This is a genomic window from Actinomycetes bacterium, from assembly GCA_036000965.1.
Lineage (GTDB): Bacteria > Actinomycetota > CALGFH01 > CALGFH01 > CALGFH01 > DASYUT01.
Genome location: DASYUT010000043.1, coordinates 22045 through 41119, shown reverse-complemented (window position 1 = coordinate 41119; position 19075 = coordinate 22045). Strand labels below are relative to the sequence as shown.

Below are 19075 nucleotides of genomic sequence, written 5' to 3'. Positions count from 1 at the left end.
GTCCCGTCCGCACACGCCAGCACGATCTTGCATCGCTGCGCCAGCGCCTGTGGCTACGTCCACTGGCCAACCCAAGGCTGCCGCGGTAGCACAGCCACCGGCAGGTCAAGACGATGCTCGCCTGTCAACCCAATACCCCTGTCAACCCAATGCCAAGGTCCTGTAACTGGTAGGTACTACGACCCCGTCGGCGGGGCGACGGTCAGGTCGGCGGGCCGTGACCGCAGATGGTGAACCGAGCCGCCACAGGTGAGATTGTGCTTGCTCGGGGGCGGCGGTCGGGCTGGGCGACGACGAGGAGGGGCGCATGGGCATGGCGGCCGACCTGGTGGTAATCGGGGGCGGTCCGGCGGGGGTCTCGACCGCGCTCCGGGCCCGCGAGCTGGGCGCCACGGCTGCGCTGGTGGAGCGGGGCAGCCTCGGCGGGAGCTGCACCAACGACGGCTGCGTGCCCACTCGGGTCCTCGCCAAGGCGGCCCGCCTGCTCAGGGACGCGGGCCAGGCAGCCGAGTTCGGTCTGGTCGGGTCGCCTCCCACGGTCGACCTGGTGGCCCTGCTGCGGCGGGTACAGGCCAGCGTGGACCGCGTCCACGCCTACAAGGACCTGGAGCGGCATCTGGCCTGGTCGGGCGTGACGGTCCGGGCGGGCACCGGCCCGGCCCGCTTCCTCGACCCGCACACCCTGGTCCTGCCGGACGGGGAGCGCGTCGAAGGCCGCCAGTTCGTCATCTGCGTCGGCGGGCACGCGCGGCGGCTCGACGTCCCGGGCACGGAGCTGGCCCGCACCCATTCGGAGGTCTGGTCCCTGCGACGCCTCCCGCCCGCGCTGCTGGTGGTCGGCGGGGCGGCCACCGGCTGCCAGCTCGCCAGTGCGTTCGCCGCCTTCGGCAGCCGCGTGACCATTCTGGACGCCGCTCCGAGCCTGCTCGGCGCCGAGGACGCGGACGTGGCCAAGGCGGTGGCGGCCGCCCTGGCCGCCAGGGGCGTGGAGGTGGTCACCGGCATCGAGCGGATCCAGCGGATCGAGCGGGCCGGCGACCGCCTTCGCCTCGCCTACACCCGCGAGGGAGCCGGGCACGTCGTCGACGCCGACGAGGTTCTGCTCGCCGTGGGCTGGCCCGGGAACACCGACGGGCTCGGCCTGAAGGCGGCGGGGGTGACCGTCGAGGGGGGTTACGTCGTGGTGGACGACACCCTGCGGACCTCGGCCCCGCACGTCTGGGCCGCCGGCGACGTCACCGGCCGCATGATGCTGGTCCAGAGCGCCACCGCCGAAGGCCGCCTGGCGGCCGAGAACGCCCTCCTCGGGAGCGGGCGGCCCCACGTCGACGCGGTCGTGCCCCACGGCGGCTTCACCGACCCGGAGTACGGCGGCGTCGGGCTGACCGAGACGGCCGCCAAGGCGCGTCCGGGTGAGCCGGTGGCCGTGGCCACGGTCGCCTACCAGGACCTGGACCGGGCCGTCCTCGACGGTCGCACCGAGGGGTTCTGCAAGCTGATCGCCGAGCACGGCTCGCACCGCGTCGTCGGTGCCCACGTGGTCGGTGAGCAGGCGGTCGAGGTGGTGCAGGTGGCGGCAACGGCCATGGCCGCTGGCATGCGGGTGGAGCACCTGGCCGAGGTGGACCTCGCCTACCCGACCTTCACCGCCGTGGTCGGCCTTGCGGCCCGCCGGCTCGCCCGCGAGCTGGGCGCCGTGGCGATGTCACCGGCGTGGCGCGCGCTCGGCCGCGTCGACCTGGCCGAATGGGAGCGCCATGAACGCGCCTGAGCCGGCGGGCTGTCCCTACCCGGACCGGGGGCGGTCCGGGGGCGTGGTGTGGGTCCGCACCCTGATGAAGCAGCTCGCGGCCGAGGGTCACACAGTGCTCGCGGCCGAGGGTCACACAGTGCTGGACTGTCCACCGGGAACCGGCCCGGGCGTCCGCGGGCTCATGCGCGTCGTGGTCCGAAATAGCCGTAGCGGGCGAGCAGGGGCAGGCACAGCGCGGTGACGACCACCTTGGCCGCGACCCGGCCCCGCGTCCTCCACTCGTCGTCGTGGCGCAGCTCGACCACCCCGGTCTTGAAGCGGCTGGGGTTCCCGCTGACGGTGTGGTTGACGCCCAGCCTGGCGGCGTGCTCCCCCACCAGCGGCAGCTCCCCGGCAGCTTCGCCGAGGTGGGCGAGGATACCCAGCAGCGCGGCCCGGGGTTGGGCCACGAAGTCCTCGTAGCGGACCCGGAGGTACCGCCCGGGGGTGCGCCGGGCGAAGGCCTCCGCCTCGAGGTTGCAGACGTTCCAGTTGACCGCGGACGTCGCCGACGGGATCCGCTCCATCTCCTTGAAGCGGCCTGTGCCGACCGGCTCGGGCTTGGCGCGGCGCAAGGAGTGGGCGACGCCTCTCGGGTCCCGGACCAGGTGGACGAGGTGCAGGTCGATGCTTGCGACCATGTCGAGGAGGAACCCGTAGGACGGGTACTTCGACGAGTCCACGATCACCCGGCTGCCGGTCACCTCGGCGATGGCCCCGTACAGGCGTCCCAGGGCGTCCAGGTAGCCGGTGCTCCTGGGGCGGAGCAGCGCCTCCGCCCACCGGGTGGCCAGGAACGGCATGTGCCGCAGGCGGACGGCGGTCTCCCTGAGCCGGATCATCTCGTGCGGGTCCACGGCGGCCGCTCCACCGAACGCGCGCCGCACCACTTCGGTCCACACAGGACACGACCCGAACGGCTGCCCGCAGCCGCAGATCCTGCCCTCCAGCAGGTTCCGCTCCCAGATGAAGCGGAGCTCGCCGGCCGAGAAGAAGCCTGGGAGCTGTCCGAGGAGGTTGTCGAGCAGGGTCGTGCCGCTGCGGCCCGTGCCCTCGATGTAGAGCACCGTTACGCGGTCAGGGCTCATGCGTGTTGGCCTTCCTGTCGATGGTCGGGGCCTGCCAGGCCGGCCGGAGCCGGAGCGTGCGTGCCCGGGCCAGCAGCACGGGCGACAGGTGCGTCCAGACCCCGACGGTCAGCCGCACGCCGAGCAGCATCGCGAGGTTCTGGAGTGCCATTCCGGCCGCGGTGGCTCCGGCCACCCCGGTCATCCCGAACGGCCCGGCGGCCAGCACCGCGGCGGCGACGGTCAGGGCACCGCACCCCAGGGTGATGGCTGCGAGCAGCGCCTGCCTCCCGGTCATGGCCAGCGTCAGGCCGCACGACCCGGCGCAGGCTCCTGCGGCCTGGCCGAGGGCGAGAAGGGTCAGGACGGACCCCCCGGCACGGTAGTACGCGCCGTAGGCGAGTCCGAGGAGCGGCGCGCCGGCGACCGCGAAGACGGTAAGGACGGCGAGCGCGGGAAGGCTGGCCAGCGTGGCCGTGCCGCGCAGCACCCGCTCCAGGTCCTTGGTCCCGCCTTGCGCGTGCAGCCTTGCCACGGCGGGGGCGAGCACGGCGTTGACGACGAGGAGCGGCACGGCGACGACCGAGGCGGCCCGGGCTGCCACGCCGTAGACAGCGACCTCGGGGTGGGGACGGAAGGCGCCCACGATCCAGAGGTCGGCCTGCGCCGACGCGAACAGCGTCAGGCTGGTCAGGAGAAGGGGCCAGGCGATCCGCAGCACCATGCCCGCGCCGGCGCGCTCTTCCGCCCCGAGTGGCCGCGGGAGCTGCCCGACCTTGCGCCACAGCATCCAGCATCCGGCGAGCAGGGTGAGCAGTGCGGCCACGACCGCGAGCAGCACGACGTCGGAGAGCGCGGCCCGGCCGGCATGCCAGCCGGTGACGAGCAGCGCGGCGACGAGCAGGCCGGCCGGGAGGGGACCGCCGAGCGCCGCGGCCCGGCGGGCATCGCCGAGCCCCCTGAACGCCTCCGTCACGAGGGCTTGGACGACGAGCACGGCGACCCAGACCGCGGCGAGGCCGGTGACGGACAGGAGCCCGTGGCGGCCGAGGAGGCCGGTCCCGACGTGGTCCACGAAGCCGGCGTAGAGCGCCGCGGTCCCGGCGGCTCCCAGGGCCCCGAGCGCGAAGGCGGTCTCCAGTGCCGACCGCGCCCGGGCGGGACGACCGCTGCCGAGAGCGCCGGCGACGAGGCGCACCACCACCTGGGGAAGGCCGAGCGACCCGGCCAGCGCTCCCGCGGTGACGAAGCTCGCGACGAGCAGATAGCCACCGAGGTCGTCGGGGGAGAGCAGCCGCGACAGGAGCGCGCCCGAGGCAAGCCCGCCCAGCATGGTGACGACCCTGCCCCCCAGCGCCCAGGCACCCTCGGCAGCGAACCGGCGAGGCATGGAGGTGGCAGGCGCTCCTCCGACCACGTCGGTCATGTGCAGAGGTAGCCAGCTTCCCCGAGGTGCTCGACGCGTGCCATGAGGCGTCGTGCCATTCAGTCACTCCAATCGCTCGCAAGGATCGAAAAGGTCCGGTGCGTGCGCAAGGGATCGAACAGGTCCGGTGCGTGCAGCCGGGTGTCGTGCGGGCGATCGGCAGGCCACCCAAGGGGCTTGAGCGCAGTCAGCCCCGTCTGGCTACCTGACCGGCTCGCAGGCGAGCAGCCCGACGGCGACGTTGTCGCCAGCGCCGCCGGCGAAGGCGCTCATCACCAGGCTCCGGACGGCGGTCAGGTGGTCGCCGGCCTGGCCCGCCGCGACCAGGCGGTCGGCCCAGGTGGCGCCGACGAAGTCGAGCAGGCCGTCGGAGGCGACGAGCACCCGGTCGCCCGGGCGGAGCTCCTGGGACCGGGGCTCCGGGAGCGGCGTGGCCGGGCCGAGGAACGGGCCGGCCGAGCCGACCTCGGCCAGGCGGCGCCCCCTGACGTGTACCACGATCGTGTCGCCCAGGGAGGCGGCGCAGAGCTGGTCCTCCGCGGCCAGCGCGATGCTCAGGGCAGTGCGGCTGAGATGGCGTGGCGGCTGCAGGCCGTCCAGTTCCAGCGCCACGGCCTGCCTGGCCAGCTCGAACAGCGCGGCCACGGCCGCAGCCGGGTCGTCCACGCCGGCCTCGAGCAGCGCGCCCGCCTCGAGCGCGACCGCGCCGAGCGCGGCCCGGGCGGCGTCGAACCCGTTGTGCCCGTCGGCCACCGCCAGCGCCCAGCCGGTGGGCCCGCCGGCCACCATGATCGCGTCCTCGTTGGGGTCGACGTAGTCGTAGGCCTTGGGGAAGCGGCCGCGGGAGAGGGCGATGGCGGCGCAGGGCTCCAGCGAGACCGTGGCGACGTCGCCGAGCCGCTCGTGCTCGTCGCCCCAGAGCGCGACGACCCGGGCCTTGGACGAGACGGTCATGCCAATTCCCCCCTTCTCTCGTGCTGCGACCGAAAATGTCCGATGCTTCATGGCCGCTTCACCGCCGCCCGTTTTATGGCGTTGCGCCGAGGAGCTCACGGCCCGGCGAGCGGCGGTGCTAAATCGTCGTGCTTCGCGTGCCGATGCGTAGAACCTGGGTGCCGACGTCGTGTGCCACCGTACGCCGATCGGCGCAAACGGGCTCGTCATGAAGCCGTAATTCTGCCAGTAACCGGGCGACTTCGAGGTCTGTCCTGCGTCAGACCGCGACCGCACATCAAATGAGGAGCGTCCGAACGCGTGGAGAACGTCGACCAAGTGAACTCCGGCCCCGGCCTGCTCGCTGCCCTGTGGCGCTACCGCATGCTCGTCACGGTCGTGACCGTCCTCGCCGGCCTGACCGGCTACGGGCTCTCGCTGCTGCAGCCGACGCTCTACGAGGGCAGCGCCAAGCTGCTGCTCTCCGACCCGCGCGGCAAGAGCGTCTTCCAGCCTGACCGAGCCCAGCCGGTGGTCCTGGATCCCTCCCGCGCCATCCGCAACCGGGCCGAGGTGATCACCTCCCGCCCGGTGATCGCGCGGGCGGCCACCGAGCTCGGCCGCCGGGGGGACGTCGACCAGCTGCTGCAGCGCGTCTCGGCCGAGCCCTCGGCCGAGCTCGACCTGATCACCGTCCACGCGCTCGACCCGACGCCCAAGGGCGCCGCCGCGCTCGCCGACGCCGTCGCCCGGGCCTACCAGTTCGTGGCGGCGCAGCAGGTCAGCGCGACCGCCCAGAAGACGCTCAGGCAGCTCGACCGCTCCAACACCCAGCTCCGCACCCGGATCGCGAAGCTCGAGCGGCGGATCGGGGCCAACCCGGGGAACGCTTCCCTGGTCGCCTCCCTGGTCGCCGAGCGGGATGCCGCCGTCGAACAGCTCAGGTCGAGCCGGAGCCGCGCCGACCAGATCGCCGTCGAGGCCGGGCTGCTCGGCTCGGGGGTCGACTTCTTCGAGCCGGCCAGGGTACCGACCAGCCCGGCCCAGCCCCACTCGTTCGGCGCCGCCCTCCTGGGCGTGATGTTGGGGTTCCTCGGCGTCGGCGCGTTCGCCTGGTGGCGGGCCGAGCACACCCAGGTCGCCAGCGCCAGGCAGGACGCGGCCACCGTGCTCAAGACGTCGCTGCTCGGGGAGGTCCCTGAGTTCTCCACCGTCGGGGTGACCGGGCTCACCCCGGCCCAGACGGCGCCCAAGTCGGTCGCGGGAGAGGCCTACCAGTTCCTGGTCTCCTCGCTGGAGTTCTCGCTCTCCCAGTCCCGAGGCCGGACGGTGCTGATCACCAGCGCGGGGCCGACCGACGGCAAGACCGTGACCGCCCTGAACCTGGCCATCTCGGCCATGCGCGGCGGGCGCCGGGTCCTGCTGGTCGACGCCGACGAGCGGGCCCGCGGCCTGACCAAGCTGACCGGGGTACCGTCCTCCCCCGGCCTCACCGACCTGGCCAACGGCGAGCTGCCCCTCGGGGCGTACGTCAGCGACTACCGCCTCGACGAGGACCAGCGGCTGCCGATGGTCCCGGCCGGCTCGCCGCTGGCCGAGCCGGGCGGCTTCTTCCGCTCCCCCGGCTTCCGCAAGGCGCTCTCCGCGGTCAAGGAGCAGGCCGACCTCGTCATCGTCGACTCGCCGCCGCTGCTCGCGGTCGCCGACACCAGCGCGATCGCGTCCCAGGCGGACGGGATCGTGGTGGTCGTCTCGCGGGGCACCCGCCTGCGCGTCCTCGAGGAGGTCAGGGAGCGGCTCGAGTTCATCGGCACGCCCGTGCTCGGCTACGTCTTCAACCGCGCCGACCTGCGCCGTGGGCGGTCCTACGGCCGCTACGGCCGCTACGGCCGCTACGGCGGGTACGGCGGGTACGGCGAGACGCGCCCCTCCTCCAACGGCAGCCCGGCCGGCGAGGACAGGCAGCCCAGGAGCCAGGTGCGCCAGTGACGGCGGCAGCGGGACCGTCCCCGCTGGTGACGGCGGCAGCAGGACCGTCCCCGCTGGGCTCGGTCCGGCGCCGACTGCTCGCCGGCGGCGCCTGGGCGGTCGGTGGTCAGCTCGCCACCGCCGTCCTGGGACTCCCGACCGGGTTCGTGCTCGCCCGGCTGCTGACACCGTCCGACATGGGGAACTTCGTCCTGGCGCTCAGCCTGGCCTGGTTCGGCACGACCGTCGGCTGCGTCGGCCTGAACCAGGTGATGGTGCGGTTCGTGGCCGAGAGCCTGGCCACCGGCCGGCCCGAGCGGGCCGGCCGGGTGGTACGGCTGGTCTTCCGGCTCGGGGTGCCCGGGGCGGCAACCTCCGGCCTGCTCTACGCCGCGTTCGGCGGAGCGTTCGAGGAGCGCGTCTTCGACGCGCCCGTCCTGGTCGCGCTGACCGGCCTGGTCGCCTGCTGGATCGTGGCGCTCTGCCTGCAGAGCCTGGTGGCCGACGCCTTCCGGGGGTGGGGCGACCTCCGCCGGGCCAGCCTGTTCGGCGGCCCACTGGCCACCGCGCTGCTGCTCGGCGGGCTGGCGACGCTCTGGGCGGTCGACGGCCGTGCCGAGCTGGGCGACGTCCTGGTGCTGCTGGCCGGCTCGGTGCTGGCCAGCTGCCTGGCCGGCGGCTGGGCGCTGCGGCGCAAGCTCCGGACGCTGCCCGCCGGTACCGGGAAGGAACCCGACGCCACCACCAACGGCACCAACGCCACCACCAACGGCACCAACGCCATCACCAACGCCACCGACGCCACCGACGCCACCAACGGCACCGACGCCAGCGACGCCAGCGACGGGGTGAGGGCCGCGCGGGTGCTGCGGATCGCGCTTCCCCTGCTCGTGTCCAACGTGAGCCTGATCGCCTTCTCCCAGGCCGACCTGTGGATCATGGGCGCCTTCCGCCCCAAGCAGGAGGTGGCCGTGTACGGCGTGATCTCCCGGGTGGTCGCCGTGGTGGCCGCACCGAACGTGATCCTCAGCGCGGTCATGCCGCCGCTCGTGGCCGAGCTGTACGCGCGGGGCAGGCGCCGGGAGCTCGAGCGGGTCCTGCGCACCACGGCCACCGCGGCCGCGGTCCCGTCGCTCGCCGCCACCGTGGTGTTCGTGGTCGCCGGCGGGCCGCTGCTCGGCATCGTCTACGGCGGCTTCTACGGGCAGGGGGCGTTCGCGCTCGCGCTGCTCAGCCTCGGGCAGCTCGCCACCGTCTGGTTCGGCTCCTGCGGGATCGCCCTGGTGATGAGCGGCCATCACCAGCTCATGCTCGCGCTCAGCATCGCCACCGGCGTGCTCACGGTCGCCGCGGAGCTCGCGGTGGTGCGGTCCACTGGGATCGTCGGCGTGGCGGCCGCCTCGGCCGCCGGGATCGCGCTGTTGCACGTCGCGACCTGGGCGGTCGTGCGGGCCCGGACCGGCGTGCGGACCCACGCGGCGCCCTCGGCCCTGCCTGAGCTGCTGCAGCGGGCGCTGGAACGGCCCGGGCCCCCGGAGTCGGCCCGGGAGGCGGTCCACGATGGCGCGTAGCCGTTCCAGCCGGGGCGGGATGGTCACAGCCGGTGACGCGTCGGCCCGGGCGGCGGTCGGCGATGGCGCGTAGCCACGCCGACCTGCCCCGGCCCGCGGGACCGGCCGGCCCGGGGTGGCCGGGACAGGCGGACGCCGCAGCCCCCGCCGGGGCGGAGCTGGCCCGGCGTGGCCGGGACGGGGGGAGGCCGCTGGACCGCAGGGCCGTGCTCGTCGGCGGGATGGCGCTGCTGGTCGTCAACGCGGTGGTGTCGGCGCCGGAGCCGCCGCTGCCAGCGGAGCGCTGGCGCTGGGCGGCCATCGTCGTCGCCGGCCTGCTCTGCGTCTGGAACGTGTCGAGCGCCTACACCGCCTACCTGACGTCCGGGCTGCTGTCGATGAGCGGGTTCTTCCACACCTGGTGCCTGCTCGCCTTCTCCTTCCCGGCCGCTGAGACGACCTACCGCTACCGCACCCTGCGCGCCGGCCACTGGACCGCGCCCACCGACCAGTGGCTCTCGCTCAAGGCCGTGCTCGTGCTCGGCGTGTTCGAGCTGCTGTTCTTCCTGGCCCTGGGCCGGGACGTCCCGGGCGGGCCGGCCCGGCTGGCCCGCGGCTGCGCGGCCAGGCGGCCGAACTTCCGCGCCGCCCTGTGGTGCCTGGTCGTGCTGGCACCGTTCGCACTCGCCAAGCTCTCGGTACTGCTGCAGCTCGGCCTGAGCGGGATCCTGGGCACGATGGTGACCCGCAAGGGGTACTGGCTGTTCCTGGACACGCCCGAGAGCACGGCCTCGTTCCTGCTCAACAGCTTCTTCCCGGTCTACTCCGTGTCGCTCGCCTGCTTCGCGGTCAAGTATCTGGTCCCGCACCCGTCAGCGGCCGGCCGGCGCCTGTTCGGGATCGTGCTGCTGGTCAGCGGCGCGGGTGTGGCCGGCAGCGGCGGGCGCGCCGAGCTCGCCTACGTGCTGCTCACCGTGCTGGTGTTCATGCACGTCCAGGGCTACCGGTTCCCGGCGGACTTCCGGCCGGTCGTCGTCCCCGCCGTGCTCGTCGCCTTCACCCTGCTGCTGGTCGCCCAGGCCCGCCACGGCGCCGAGAACACGCTGTCGACGGCCAGCAAGGCCCAGGACGTCGGCTACAGCTACCAGCGCGGGGACGTGACCCAGACCCTCGGGGTCGGGCGCTTCGACGCCGTGCTGCTGATCCTCGACCACCTCGACACCCAGCCCGCCCTGTGGGGCAAGAGCTACGGGTACGCCGTGCTCGGCGCGGTCAACTCCACCTACGCGCCGCGGGTCGCGCTCGGCCACCACCTCCCGATGTGGCGGATCAGCGACCAGGTGATGGCGTACTGGATCTTCGGCCGGCCGTTGTCCAGCGCGCTGCCGTCCACCCCGGGCGAGCTGCTGCTCAACTTCGGGTATGCGGGCATCGTGCTCGGCGCGCTCGCCTTCGGGCTTGCGTTCCGGGTGGTGACTCGCTGGCTGCTCGGGCTGCGCGGCCCAGTCGAGGTGCTGGTGCTGCTGTCGATCTGGATCCTGGCCCGGACGCTGTCGGACGAGAGCTGGCTCATGGCCACCTACGCGGCCAGCAACCTCCCCGGGATGGTCCTGCTCGCCCTCGCGCTCGGCCTCGGTCACGCGCGGCAGCCGGCGCACCCGGTAGCGGGCCAGCCTCATGCTGGCTCCTTGCCGGCGCTCGGCCACGGCCACGCGCGGCAGCCGGCGCACCGGGTAGTCCCGGAACCGCTGGAGCGGCCCGACTCAGCCGGCTGGCGGCCCGAAGCCAGCTGGCGGCCCGACCCACCTGGCTGGAGGAGGCCAACCACGTGAAGGTCCTGATCGACGGTGGGAGCTCGGGCAGCGGCGGCTACTTCCGGTACCTCCGCGGCATCCTGGCCCCGGGCCGGGTCCCGCCGGGCACCGAGGTCGTGCTGCTCTGCTCCCCGGAGGTGACTGCCGAGCTCGCAGAGGTGGACGAGCGCGTCCGCCTGCGCGTCGAGCCGGTCCTGTCCACGCCGGCCCGGCTGCGGCGGGTCGCCTGGTGGCTGCGGAGCTACCCCCGGCTCGTGCGCGAGCTGGCGCCCGACGTGATCGTGCACGCCTCCGGGGTCAAGCGCGGGCGGGCCCAGGGTGTGCCGAGCGTCGCCATCCACCACAACATGGCACCCTTCACCCGGGACACGTTCCGCCACTACGGCGCGAGCAGGCAGACGCTCCGGTTCCTGCGCTGGCGGGTCCGGCTGGCGCGGAGCTTCTGCCGCGCCGACGGGGTCATCTTCCACGCCCCCTACACCCGGGGCGAGGTCTGCCGGCAGGTCAGGGGGGTGAAGCGGACCGCGATCGTGCCCAACGCGGTCGAGCCCCAGTTCCGCACCGACGCGCCCGCCGACCGGCAGCTCGGCGCGGTGGTCGAGATCCTCTGCGTGTCCACCATCTACCTGTTCAAGCACCCGTGGAACGTGGTCGAGGCGGTCGCCCGCCTGCGCGACGAGCTCGGCCTGGACCTCCGCCTGTCGATCGTCGGCGGCGGGGAGCCGGTCGCCAAGGCGCGGCTCGCCGCCCGCATCGAGGAGCTCGACGCCGCGTCCTGGACGACCGTGGCCGAGGGCGTCCCCCTGGACCGGATGCCGGCGCTGTACCGGCGGGCCGACCTGTTCGTGTTCCCCTCGGCCGACGAGACCTGGCCGATCACGCTGCTCGAGGCGATGGCGGCCGGGCTGCCGATCGCCTGCTCGTCGCGCATGGCAATGCCCGACCTGCTGCAGGACGGCGGTGTCTACTTCGACCCCGAGGACCCGGCCGCGGCCGCGGCCGCGGTCCGCACGCTGCTCACCCAGGCCGACGTCCGGCGCGCGGTGGCCGCGGCGGCGCACCGTCGCGCAGCCTTGTACACCTGGGACCAGTCCGCGGCCGGCGTCTACCGCTTCGTCCGGGCCGTGACAGACCGGTCGGGCCGCGCCTCATGAGGCAGACGGCGAAGCGGCTCACCAGGACCACGTTGCAGCGGCTCGGGCTCCGCGTCATCAGGGAGGCCGGCTGGCAGGCGCACCTCCGCCACGAGGAGCTGCTGATCGAGCAGCTCGCGGGCTGGTGCGACCAGGCCCTGCCGCTGGGGCTCCTGCCCCGGCCGGGCCGCAGCCGCCTGCTGGCCAGGCTGCAGGGGACCACCGTGAGCGAGGCCCTCTACCTGCTCCGCTGCCTGCACCGTTCGCTGCCGGCCGGCGGCGACGTGTGCGAGTTCGGCGTGGCCCAGGGGTTCACCTCGGCGCTGCTCGCGGGCGAACTGCTGGACAGCGACCGGACCCTGTGGCTCTACGACTCGTTCGAGGGCCTCTCCAAGCCGACCGGGCACGACGTGCTGCTGGACGACATCTGCTCGCTCGGGTCGATCGACGCGTACGAGCGCGCGGTCGCGTTCGGCCCCGACGAGGTCCGGTCCAGGCTCGCCGAGGTCGGCTTCCCGGCCGAGCGGACCCGGGTGGTGCCCGGCTTCCTGGACGAGACGCAGACCGCCGCCCACCTGCCCGCCCTGGTCTGCTTCGCCTACCTGGACATGGATCTCTACGAGCCGACCCGCATCGCGCTCGCGCTGCTCCACGACCGCCTCGCCCCCGGCGCCCACGTCGTGGTCGACGACTACGGGTTCTTCTCGGCCGGCGCCAAGACCGCGGTGGACGAGCTCGTCGCCGCGCGCCCCGGCGGTTACGAGGTGGCCCTGCCGCACGGGTTCGCCGGACGGTTCTGCATGCTCACCAGGAAGGGAGACCCCAGATGAGGTGCGTGGTCACCGGCGGGGCCGGGTTCATCGGCAGCAACGTGGTCGGCGAGCTGGTGGGGCGTGGGCACGAGGTGGCGGTGGTGGACGACTTCTCCACCGGCTACGCCGAGAACCTGAGGCCCTGGCCGCACGTGCAGGTCACCGCCGGCGACGTCCGCTCGCCCGAGGTGCTCGACGAGGCCATGCGCGGGGCCGACGCCGTCGTCCACCTGGCCGCGAGCGTCGGCAACAAGAAGTCGATCGAGGACCCCAGCGCCGACGCCAGCCGCAACGTACTTGGCACGATCGCCGTGCTGGAGGCGATGCGCCGGCACGGCACCGGCGTGATCGTGCTGGCATCCTCGGCCGGGATCTTCGGCGAGCCGCGCTACCAGCCGGTCGACGAGGCACACCCGTGCGAGCCGGACTCCCCCTACGGGGCCACCAAGCTCTGCGCCGAGAAGCTCGCGCTCGCCTACATGAAGCTCCACGGCGTGCGCGCGTCGTGCCTGCGGTTCTTCAACGTGTTCGGCCGCAACCAGCGCTTCGATCCGTACGGCAACGTGATCCCGATCTTTGCGACCAGGATCGCCGGCGGCGTCCCGCTGACGGTCTACGGGGACGGCGAGCAGACCCGCGACTTCGTGAGCGTCCGCAGCGTCGCCTGGGCCACGGTCGCGGCCGCCGAGCACGAGGACGCGTCGGGCGCGTTCAACGTGGGCACCGGCCACCCGACCTCGGTCAACCGGCTCGTGGAGGAGCTGCGCGCCGCCACCGGGGAGGACTGCGCGGTCGAGCACGGCCCGCCCCGGCCCGGCGACGTCCGCCACTGCACCGCCGACACCACCCGGCTCGCCGGCGTGCTCGGGGTCCGCCAAGAGACGACCCTGGCCGAGGAGCTGGCCGAGTACTGGGCCTGGTTCCGCAGCGAGGCCCTGGCGCCCCCGGGAGAAGCCCGTCCGCTGATGCACCAGGGTGTGTCTGGTGGATCCGCTTGACCATGGCACAGGCGCCTTTGGGGATCCCCTTGGCCATGGCACAGGCGCTCTTGGGGTGAGGAAGCGGGTCCGTAGGTCACCCGCGACTGCTCCAAGGCTGTCTCGCCGGACGGTTCAAGAGAGTAGCTGGCGGGCCGATACAACCTGAGACGGGGAGGTGCCTGGCAGGCACGCCGAGCGGGATGGGATCGCCGACCGGACGGAATCGCGCCGTTGGGACGACGTATGGGGGAAGGCGCAGTACCGCCACGAGACAAGCCCCGACTGGCGCGCCGGAGCATCCAGCTCGGCCTCGTCGCCACGCTGGTGGCCCTGCTCCCCCTTGTGCTGCTCGCGAGGTTGACGATCGCGCGCGCCCAGGATGCCGTCCGCGACGAGGTCGCGGTGCGCCTGCGCGTGACGACCGCGCTCTCGGCCGCGCTGCTGGCCGCAGAGCTCGAAGGGTTCGTCACCCTGGCCGAGGCCGAGGCCAGGCGCCCGCGGCTGGTGCGGGCCGTCACGGGCGGCGACCCGACCCGGTTCGACGACGCCGAGATCCAGCGGGAGCTCGCGGCGCTCATGGCGTCCCGGGACGGAGTTGCCGGCTCGGGCCTGGTCGACCTCGACGGCGTCCTGCGCGGCTCGCCGGTGGCGCCGGAGCTGGTCGGCAGGGACTTCAGCATGCGCGACTACTACCGAGGGCTGGTCGCCGCCGGCGATACCTACGTGTCCGAGGCGTTCGAGTCGGCGCAGGCAGGCCATCCCCTGGTCGTGACGATCTCGACCTACGTGCGCGCCCCGAGCCCGGACGGTCGGACGCCCGGCAAGCCCCTTGCGATCCTCCTGCTGGGCGTCGAGCTCGACGCGGTACAGCCGCTCGCCGACAGCGTCGCCGCGATGCAGGGTGTGAGCCTGTGGGTCGCCGACCAGCGGGGCAAGCTGCTGGCGGCACCCGGAGGCCGCCCGCCTGGCCTCAGGCCGGTCGCCGGTGAGCCGATCGGGCAGGCAGCGTCGCATCGCGCCGGGCAGCTCGCCGACCTCGAGCTTCGCGGTGCGGCCATGCTGGTGGTCCAGCAACGGGTCGACCCGCTCGGCTGGACGGTGTTCGCCGCGGTCCCGCACGCCGAGGCGTACCGCGGCGTGGATGCGACCCGTACCACGATGCTCGCGACCGCGGTCCCGTTGGGCGTGATCGTGTGCTGTGGGATCGTCCTGCTCGTCTGGCTCCAGCGGCGCCAGTGGCGTGTCGAGGCCGCGCTCGGGGTGGCACGGGACCAGGCGCGCGACGCGTCCCGGCTGAAGGACGAGTTCCTCTCCCGCGTCAGCCACGAGCTGCGCACCCCGCTCAACGCCATCCTGGGGTTCGGCCAGCTGCTGCAGCTCGATGACCTCACCGAGGAGCAGCACGACAGCGTCAACCAGATGATGCGGGGCGGCCGGCACCTGCTGGGGCTCATCAACGAGGTGCTCGACATCTCCCGTATCGAGACCGGCAGCCTGGCGCTGTCGCTGGAGGCGGTGAACCTCTTGGAGGTCGTCACCGAGACCGCCGACCTCATCCGGCCCCTGGCCGCCGAACGCGAGATCCGCATCCAGCCCCTGTCCCGCGAGGACTGCTCCTGGACCGTCCACGCCGACCGTCAGCGCCTCAGGCAGGTGCTGCTGAACCTGGCCTCCAACGCGGTCAAGTACAACCACCACGGCGGCAGCATCCGCCTGGCCTGCCACGCCACCCCCCAGGGCCGGGTCGGGATCATCGTGGCCGACACCGGTCCGGGCATCCCCGCCGACAAGCTGGAGCGGCTGTTCATGCCGTTTGATCGTCTGGGCGCCGAGCAGACCGACGTGCAGGGCACCGGCTTGGGCCTGGCGCTGTCCAAGGGGCTGGTGGAGGCAATGGGCGGCACCCTCACCGCGCACAGCGTCCAGGACCAGGGGACCACCTTCACCCTCGAGCTCCCCGTTGCCGAAGATCTGCTGGAGCACCACGACGGGAACCCGCCGACGCCTCCCAGCCCCGGGCTGGACGCCGGCGCCCACCGCGAACACACCGTGCTGTACGTTGAGGACAACCCGTCCAACCTGCGGTTGGTCGAGCGCGTCCTGGGCCAGCGGGGCGGCGTGCAGCTGCTCGCCGCGTCGCGGGGTGAGATCGTCCAAGACCTGGTCCGCCAGCACCGACCCGATCTGGTCCTGCTCGACCTGCACCTGCCCGGCATCGACGGCGAGGAGGTCCTGCGGCGCCTGCAGGCCGACCCGCACACCGCCGGCCCGCCGGTCGTGGTGGTCAGCGCCGACGGCACCCGCTCTGGGAACAGGGAGCGGCTGCTGGCCGCCGGCGCCGCCGAGTACCTGACCAAGCCGCTGGACGTTCCCCACTTCCTGGAGGTCATCGACCGTCTCCTCGCAGCCGCCCACCGCTGACCAATGAACCAGCGGCGCCCGCGGATCCCCCACCCGGCCTCCGGTCCCCCTGCCGTCGGCGGCCAGCCCGTACGATGTCTGAGCCTGGCGGGGAACGGGCCGGGTGGCGGTGATGACGACGCGAGAGGAAGATTTCTCGAGTCAATTCTCAAGGGTATTCCCAGATCCCTTTTCTGGACGCCGCAGGCGGCCGGGCGGGGGGGCACATCGACAGAGGACTGCCGGTCAGGCCACTGCGCTCTAAGCACCGGCCAGTCCCCGGGTGGACTTCCTTGTCGGCGGCACCGCCTGCGCCGCGCCCAGCCAGTCGACGGCGATGCGAGCCGCCAGACGCTGCAGCAACGGCCCTGGCTCGCGCATGCACCGGTCAGGGTCTGGCTCGATGTCCAGCAGCGCGTACGCCGAGGCGATGCCAGCGGCGGCAAGTGCTTCGGACGAGAGGCGGTTGCGCCCCGCGACCGCGACGACCGGCACTCCGTGCTCCCGTGCCGCGGCGGCGACGCCGGCGGGCGCCTTGCCGCGCAGCGTCTGGTCGTCCAGGGAGCCCTCGCCCGTCACCACCAGCCGGGCGCCAGGCAGCGCCGCCCGTACCTCGAGCAGGTCGAGGAAGAAGTCGATCCCCGAACGCAGCTCGGCGCCGAGAAAGGCCAGCGCCGCGAAGCCCACCCCGCCTGCCGCACCCGCACCGCGCCGGGCGGCAAGGTCCTTGGAGAGCGCGCGGCCGACCACGTCGGCCCACCGTGCCAGGGCTCGGTCGAGCACCGGGACGTCCTGCGCGGCGGCGCCCTTCTGCGGCCCGTAGACCGCCGCGGCGCCGTGCTCGCCCAGCAGCGGGTTGTCGACGTCGCTGGCGACGACGAACTCGGTTCCGGGCACCCGCGCATCGAAGCCGGAGAGATCAAGGCGGTGCAGCCGGGCGAGCGCCGCCCCACCCGGAGGCAGGTCGGCTCCCTCGGCATCGAGGAGGCGCCCGCCCAACGCCTGGACCAGGCCCGCGCCACCGTCGGTGCAGGCGCTCCCGCCGAGTCCGAGCACGACCGTGGTGCACCCGAGGTCGAGTGCGGCACGGACCAGCTCGCCGGTCCCCCGGCTGGTTGCCCTGTACGGGTCGAGCCGCCCGCCTGGCAGGCGCCGCAGCCCTGACGCCTCGGCAAGCTCGATGACCGCCGTGTCTCCGCGAACCGCGAATGCGGCCTGCACCGGCTGTCCCAGCGGGCCGCTGACCGAGACCGTGAAGCGCTGGAAGCCGGCCGACGCGGCAGCGTCCACCGTGCCGTCGCCACCGTCTGCGACCGGCCTCTCCCGCACGTCCAGCCCAGGGCAGGCGCGGCGCAGGCCGGCGGCCACCCACTGCGCCACCTCGGCGGCCGTGAGCGACCCCTTGAACTTGTCCGGGGCGACGACGACGTGCCCACCTGGCTCCGCCACGCGCTAGCCCTCCGCCGAAGCCTCGCCTTCGGCGCCGTACTCGGCCTCTTGGTCGTCCGGCGACTCCTCGTACTCCACGATGTGGGAGATCGACGGTCCCATGGCGGCGTTGGCCTCACGCTCGATCATGACCTCGACCAGGACGGGCACCCTGGCGCGCGCGGCCTCGGCGTTGGCCCACTTCAAGGCGTCGGCGATGTCGCCCGGTTCGGTGACCCGGCGCGCCGGGCAGCCGAACGCCTCCATCAGCTTGACATGGTCCACGCCGTTCTCACCGTAGTGGATGTCGACGGCGTAGTTCATGTGGTACGGCAGCTCGGCCTGGCGGATGAGACCCAGGTACTGGTTGTTGAGCAGGACGACCACGAACGGCGTCTGGTACTGGGCCGCGACCGCGACCTCCTCGACCATGAACTGGAAGGAGTAGTCGCCGACCACGGCGACCACGTCCGCGTCGGGGATCGCGCACTTCACGCCCGTTGCCGCGGACACCTCCCAGCCGAGCGGACCGGCCTGCCCGCAGCAGAGGTAGTGCCGCGGCTTGAAGACGTCCTGGAACTGCCCTGACCAGATCTGGTACAGACCGATCGCGGTGACGAAGTACGTGTCCGGCCCGTAGGTCTGGTTGATCTCCCGGAAGACGCGCGGCGGCTTGATCGGGGTTGTGTCGAAGTCGTCGCGCCGGCGGAGCGTCGCCTTGAGCTCGCGGACCCGAGCCGGCCACTCCTGCGCCCCGTGGCCGGCGCCACGCGCCTGGGCCTCGGCGAGAAGCGCCCGCAGGAACGGCCGGGTGCCGCTCACCACGCCGAGGTCGGGCGCGAACACCCTGCCGATCTGCGTCGGCTCGATGTCGACGTGGACGAACCTCCGACCCTGGCGGTAGGTCTCGAGGTCGCCGGTGTGCCGGTCGCCGAAGCGGGCGCCGAGCGCGAGCACGAAGTCGGACTCGAGGAACGCCGCGTTCCCGTACCGCTGCTGGGTCTGCAGGCCCGCCATGCCGGCGAACAGGGCATGGTCCTCGGGGAAGGCGCCCTTGCCCATGAGGGTGATCTGCACCGGAACGTTGAGGTGCTCGGCGGCCCGGACGAGCTCCGCGCTGGCGTCGCCGATGACCACGCCGCCCCCGGCGAGGAGGAGCGGGCGCTCCGCCTCCAGCAGCATGTCCAGGGCCTTGCGGACCGCGGCGGGGCTTGGCGGCACCTCGGGGACCGGCAGCGGGGCGTCCACGTCAGGGTCGTACTCGATCTCCTGCCGGGCGACGTCGATGGGGATGTCGATCAGCACGGGACCGGGGCGGCCCGAGCGGGACAGCCGGAGGGCTTCACGGAAGATCCATGGGACCTGGGCGGCTTCCTTGATCTGCACCGCCCACTTCGTCACCGGCTTGGCGATCTCGACGATGTCAACCGCCTGGAACGCCTCCTGGTGCAGCTTGGCCCGCGCCGCCTGACCGGTGACGCAGAGGATGGGGATCGAGTCGGCCTGCGCGGTGTAGAGGCCGGTGATCATGTTCGTGCCCGCCGGGCCCGAAGTGCCGAGGCAGACGCCGACGTTGCCGGTCACACGTGCCCAGCCATCCGCGGCGTGCGTGCCGCCCTCCTCGTGGCGCACTGTCAGGTGGCGGATGTTGCTGTGCTCGAGCGCGGCGTAGAGCGGCAGGATCGCCGCTCCGGGGACGCCGAAAACCGTGTCGATGCCCTCGGACTCGAGGATGTGGACGACGGCCTGCATGCTCGGCATCTTCGGCATGG

The 19075-nt window shown here is 73.2% G+C and carries 13 protein-coding genes; 8 read left to right on the top strand and 5 right to left on the bottom strand.

What is annotated here, in order from left to right:
* The first annotated feature begins 307 nt into the window (after positions 1–307).
* The gene (locus VG276_02685; GenBank protein ID HEV8648316.1) at positions 308–1771 is read left to right on the top strand and encodes an NAD(P)/FAD-dependent oxidoreductase; all 1464 of its coding nucleotides are present in this window, start codon (positions 308–310) and stop codon (positions 1769–1771) included.
* 161 nt (positions 1772–1932) lie between these two features.
* Here VG276_02685 and VG276_02680 read toward each other — a convergent pair whose 3' ends face one another.
* The 3 genes from VG276_02680 to VG276_02670 all read right to left on the bottom strand — a co-directional run bounded on the left by VG276_02680 (position 1933) and on the right by VG276_02670 (position 5239).
* The gene (locus tag VG276_02680; protein HEV8648315.1) at positions 1933–2880 is read right to left on the bottom strand and encodes a sulfotransferase; all 948 of its coding nucleotides are present in this window, start codon (positions 2878–2880) and stop codon (positions 1933–1935) included.
* The gene (locus VG276_02675) at positions 2870–4285 is read right to left on the bottom strand and encodes a lipopolysaccharide biosynthesis protein (GenBank protein ID HEV8648314.1); all 1416 of its coding nucleotides are present in this window, start codon (positions 4283–4285) and stop codon (positions 2870–2872) included. Before VG276_02675 ends, VG276_02680 begins: the two co-directional genes overlap by 11 nt.
* Positions 4286–4486: 201 nt before the next feature.
* Positions 4487–5239: a protein phosphatase 2C domain-containing protein gene (locus tag VG276_02670; protein ID HEV8648313.1), complete on the bottom strand. Its 753-nt coding sequence runs from the start codon at positions 5237–5239 to the stop codon at positions 4487–4489.
* A gap of 300 nt (positions 5240–5539) precedes the next feature.
* On the opposite strand from VG276_02670, the gene VG276_02665 reads away from it, so the two are divergent.
* The 7 genes from VG276_02665 to VG276_02635 all read left to right on the top strand — a co-directional run bounded on the left by VG276_02665 (position 5540) and on the right by VG276_02635 (position 15896).
* A complete protein-coding gene (locus VG276_02665; protein ID HEV8648312.1) occupies positions 5540–7207 on the top strand; it encodes an AAA family ATPase in 1668 nt (555 codons plus the stop codon).
* The gene (locus tag VG276_02660; protein ID HEV8648311.1) at positions 7204–8757 is read left to right on the top strand and encodes a lipopolysaccharide biosynthesis protein; all 1554 of its coding nucleotides are present in this window, start codon (positions 7204–7206) and stop codon (positions 8755–8757) included. Before VG276_02665 ends, VG276_02660 begins: the two co-directional genes overlap by 4 nt.
* A 62-nt stretch (positions 8758–8819) precedes the next feature.
* Positions 8820–10568: an O-antigen polymerase gene (locus VG276_02655; protein ID HEV8648310.1), complete on the top strand. Its 1749-nt coding sequence runs from the start codon at positions 8820–8822 to the stop codon at positions 10566–10568.
* Positions 10565–11704, top strand: a complete 1140-nt coding sequence (locus VG276_02650) for a glycosyltransferase (GenBank protein HEV8648309.1) — start codon at positions 10565–10567, stop codon at positions 11702–11704. The genes VG276_02655 and VG276_02650 overlap by 4 nt, the downstream gene beginning before the upstream one ends.
* The gene (locus VG276_02645; GenBank protein ID HEV8648308.1) at positions 11701–12513 is read left to right on the top strand and encodes a TylF/MycF/NovP-related O-methyltransferase; all 813 of its coding nucleotides are present in this window, start codon (positions 11701–11703) and stop codon (positions 12511–12513) included. The genes VG276_02650 and VG276_02645 overlap by 4 nt, the downstream gene beginning before the upstream one ends.
* A complete protein-coding gene (locus tag VG276_02640; protein ID HEV8648307.1) occupies positions 12510–13493 on the top strand; it encodes an NAD-dependent epimerase/dehydratase family protein in 984 nt (327 codons plus the stop codon). The genes VG276_02645 and VG276_02640 overlap by 4 nt, the downstream gene beginning before the upstream one ends.
* A 225-nt stretch (positions 13494–13718) precedes the next feature.
* Positions 13719–15896, top strand: a complete 2178-nt coding sequence (locus VG276_02635) for an ATP-binding protein (GenBank protein ID HEV8648306.1) — start codon at positions 13719–13721, stop codon at positions 15894–15896.
* Positions 15897–16136: 240 nt separating this feature from the next.
* Here the strand turns inward: VG276_02635 and VG276_02630 are convergent, their stop codons facing one another.
* Positions 16137–17324, bottom strand: a complete 1188-nt coding sequence (locus VG276_02630; GenBank protein HEV8648305.1) for a glycerate kinase — start codon at positions 17322–17324, stop codon at positions 16137–16139.
* A 3-nt stretch (positions 17325–17327) separates the two neighbouring features.
* On the bottom strand, positions 17328–19073 hold the full coding sequence (gcl, locus tag VG276_02625; protein HEV8648304.1) for a glyoxylate carboligase: 1746 nt from the start codon (positions 19071–19073) through the stop codon (positions 17328–17330).
* Positions 19074–19075 lie beyond the last annotated feature (2 nt).

Bases quoted from the DNA above. Each gene is read 5' to 3' on its own strand.
- VG276_02685 (HEV8648316.1), top strand. From the start codon at position 308: ATGGGCATGGCGGCCGACCTGGTGGTAATCGGGGGCGGTCCGGCGGGG.
- VG276_02680 (HEV8648315.1), bottom strand. From the start codon at position 2,880: ATGAGCCCTGACCGCGTAACGGTGCTCTACATCGAGGGCACGGGCCGC.
- VG276_02675 (HEV8648314.1), bottom strand. From the start codon at position 4,285: ATGACCGACGTGGTCGGAGGAGCGCCTGCCACCTCCATGCCTCGCCGG.
- VG276_02670 (HEV8648313.1), bottom strand. From the start codon at position 5,239: ATGACCGTCTCGTCCAAGGCCCGGGTCGTCGCGCTCTGGGGCGACGAG.
- VG276_02655 (HEV8648310.1), top strand. From the start codon at position 8,820: ATGGCGCGTAGCCACGCCGACCTGCCCCGGCCCGCGGGACCGGCCGGC.
- VG276_02645 (HEV8648308.1), top strand. From the start codon at position 11,701: ATGAGGCAGACGGCGAAGCGGCTCACCAGGACCACGTTGCAGCGGCTC.
- VG276_02640 (HEV8648307.1), top strand. From the start codon at position 12,510: ATGAGGTGCGTGGTCACCGGCGGGGCCGGGTTCATCGGCAGCAACGTG.
- VG276_02635 (HEV8648306.1), top strand. From the start codon at position 13,719: ATGGGGGAAGGCGCAGTACCGCCACGAGACAAGCCCCGACTGGCGCGC.
- gcl (HEV8648304.1), bottom strand. From the start codon at position 19,073: ATGCCGAAGATGCCGAGCATGCAGGCCGTCGTCCACATCCTCGAGTCC.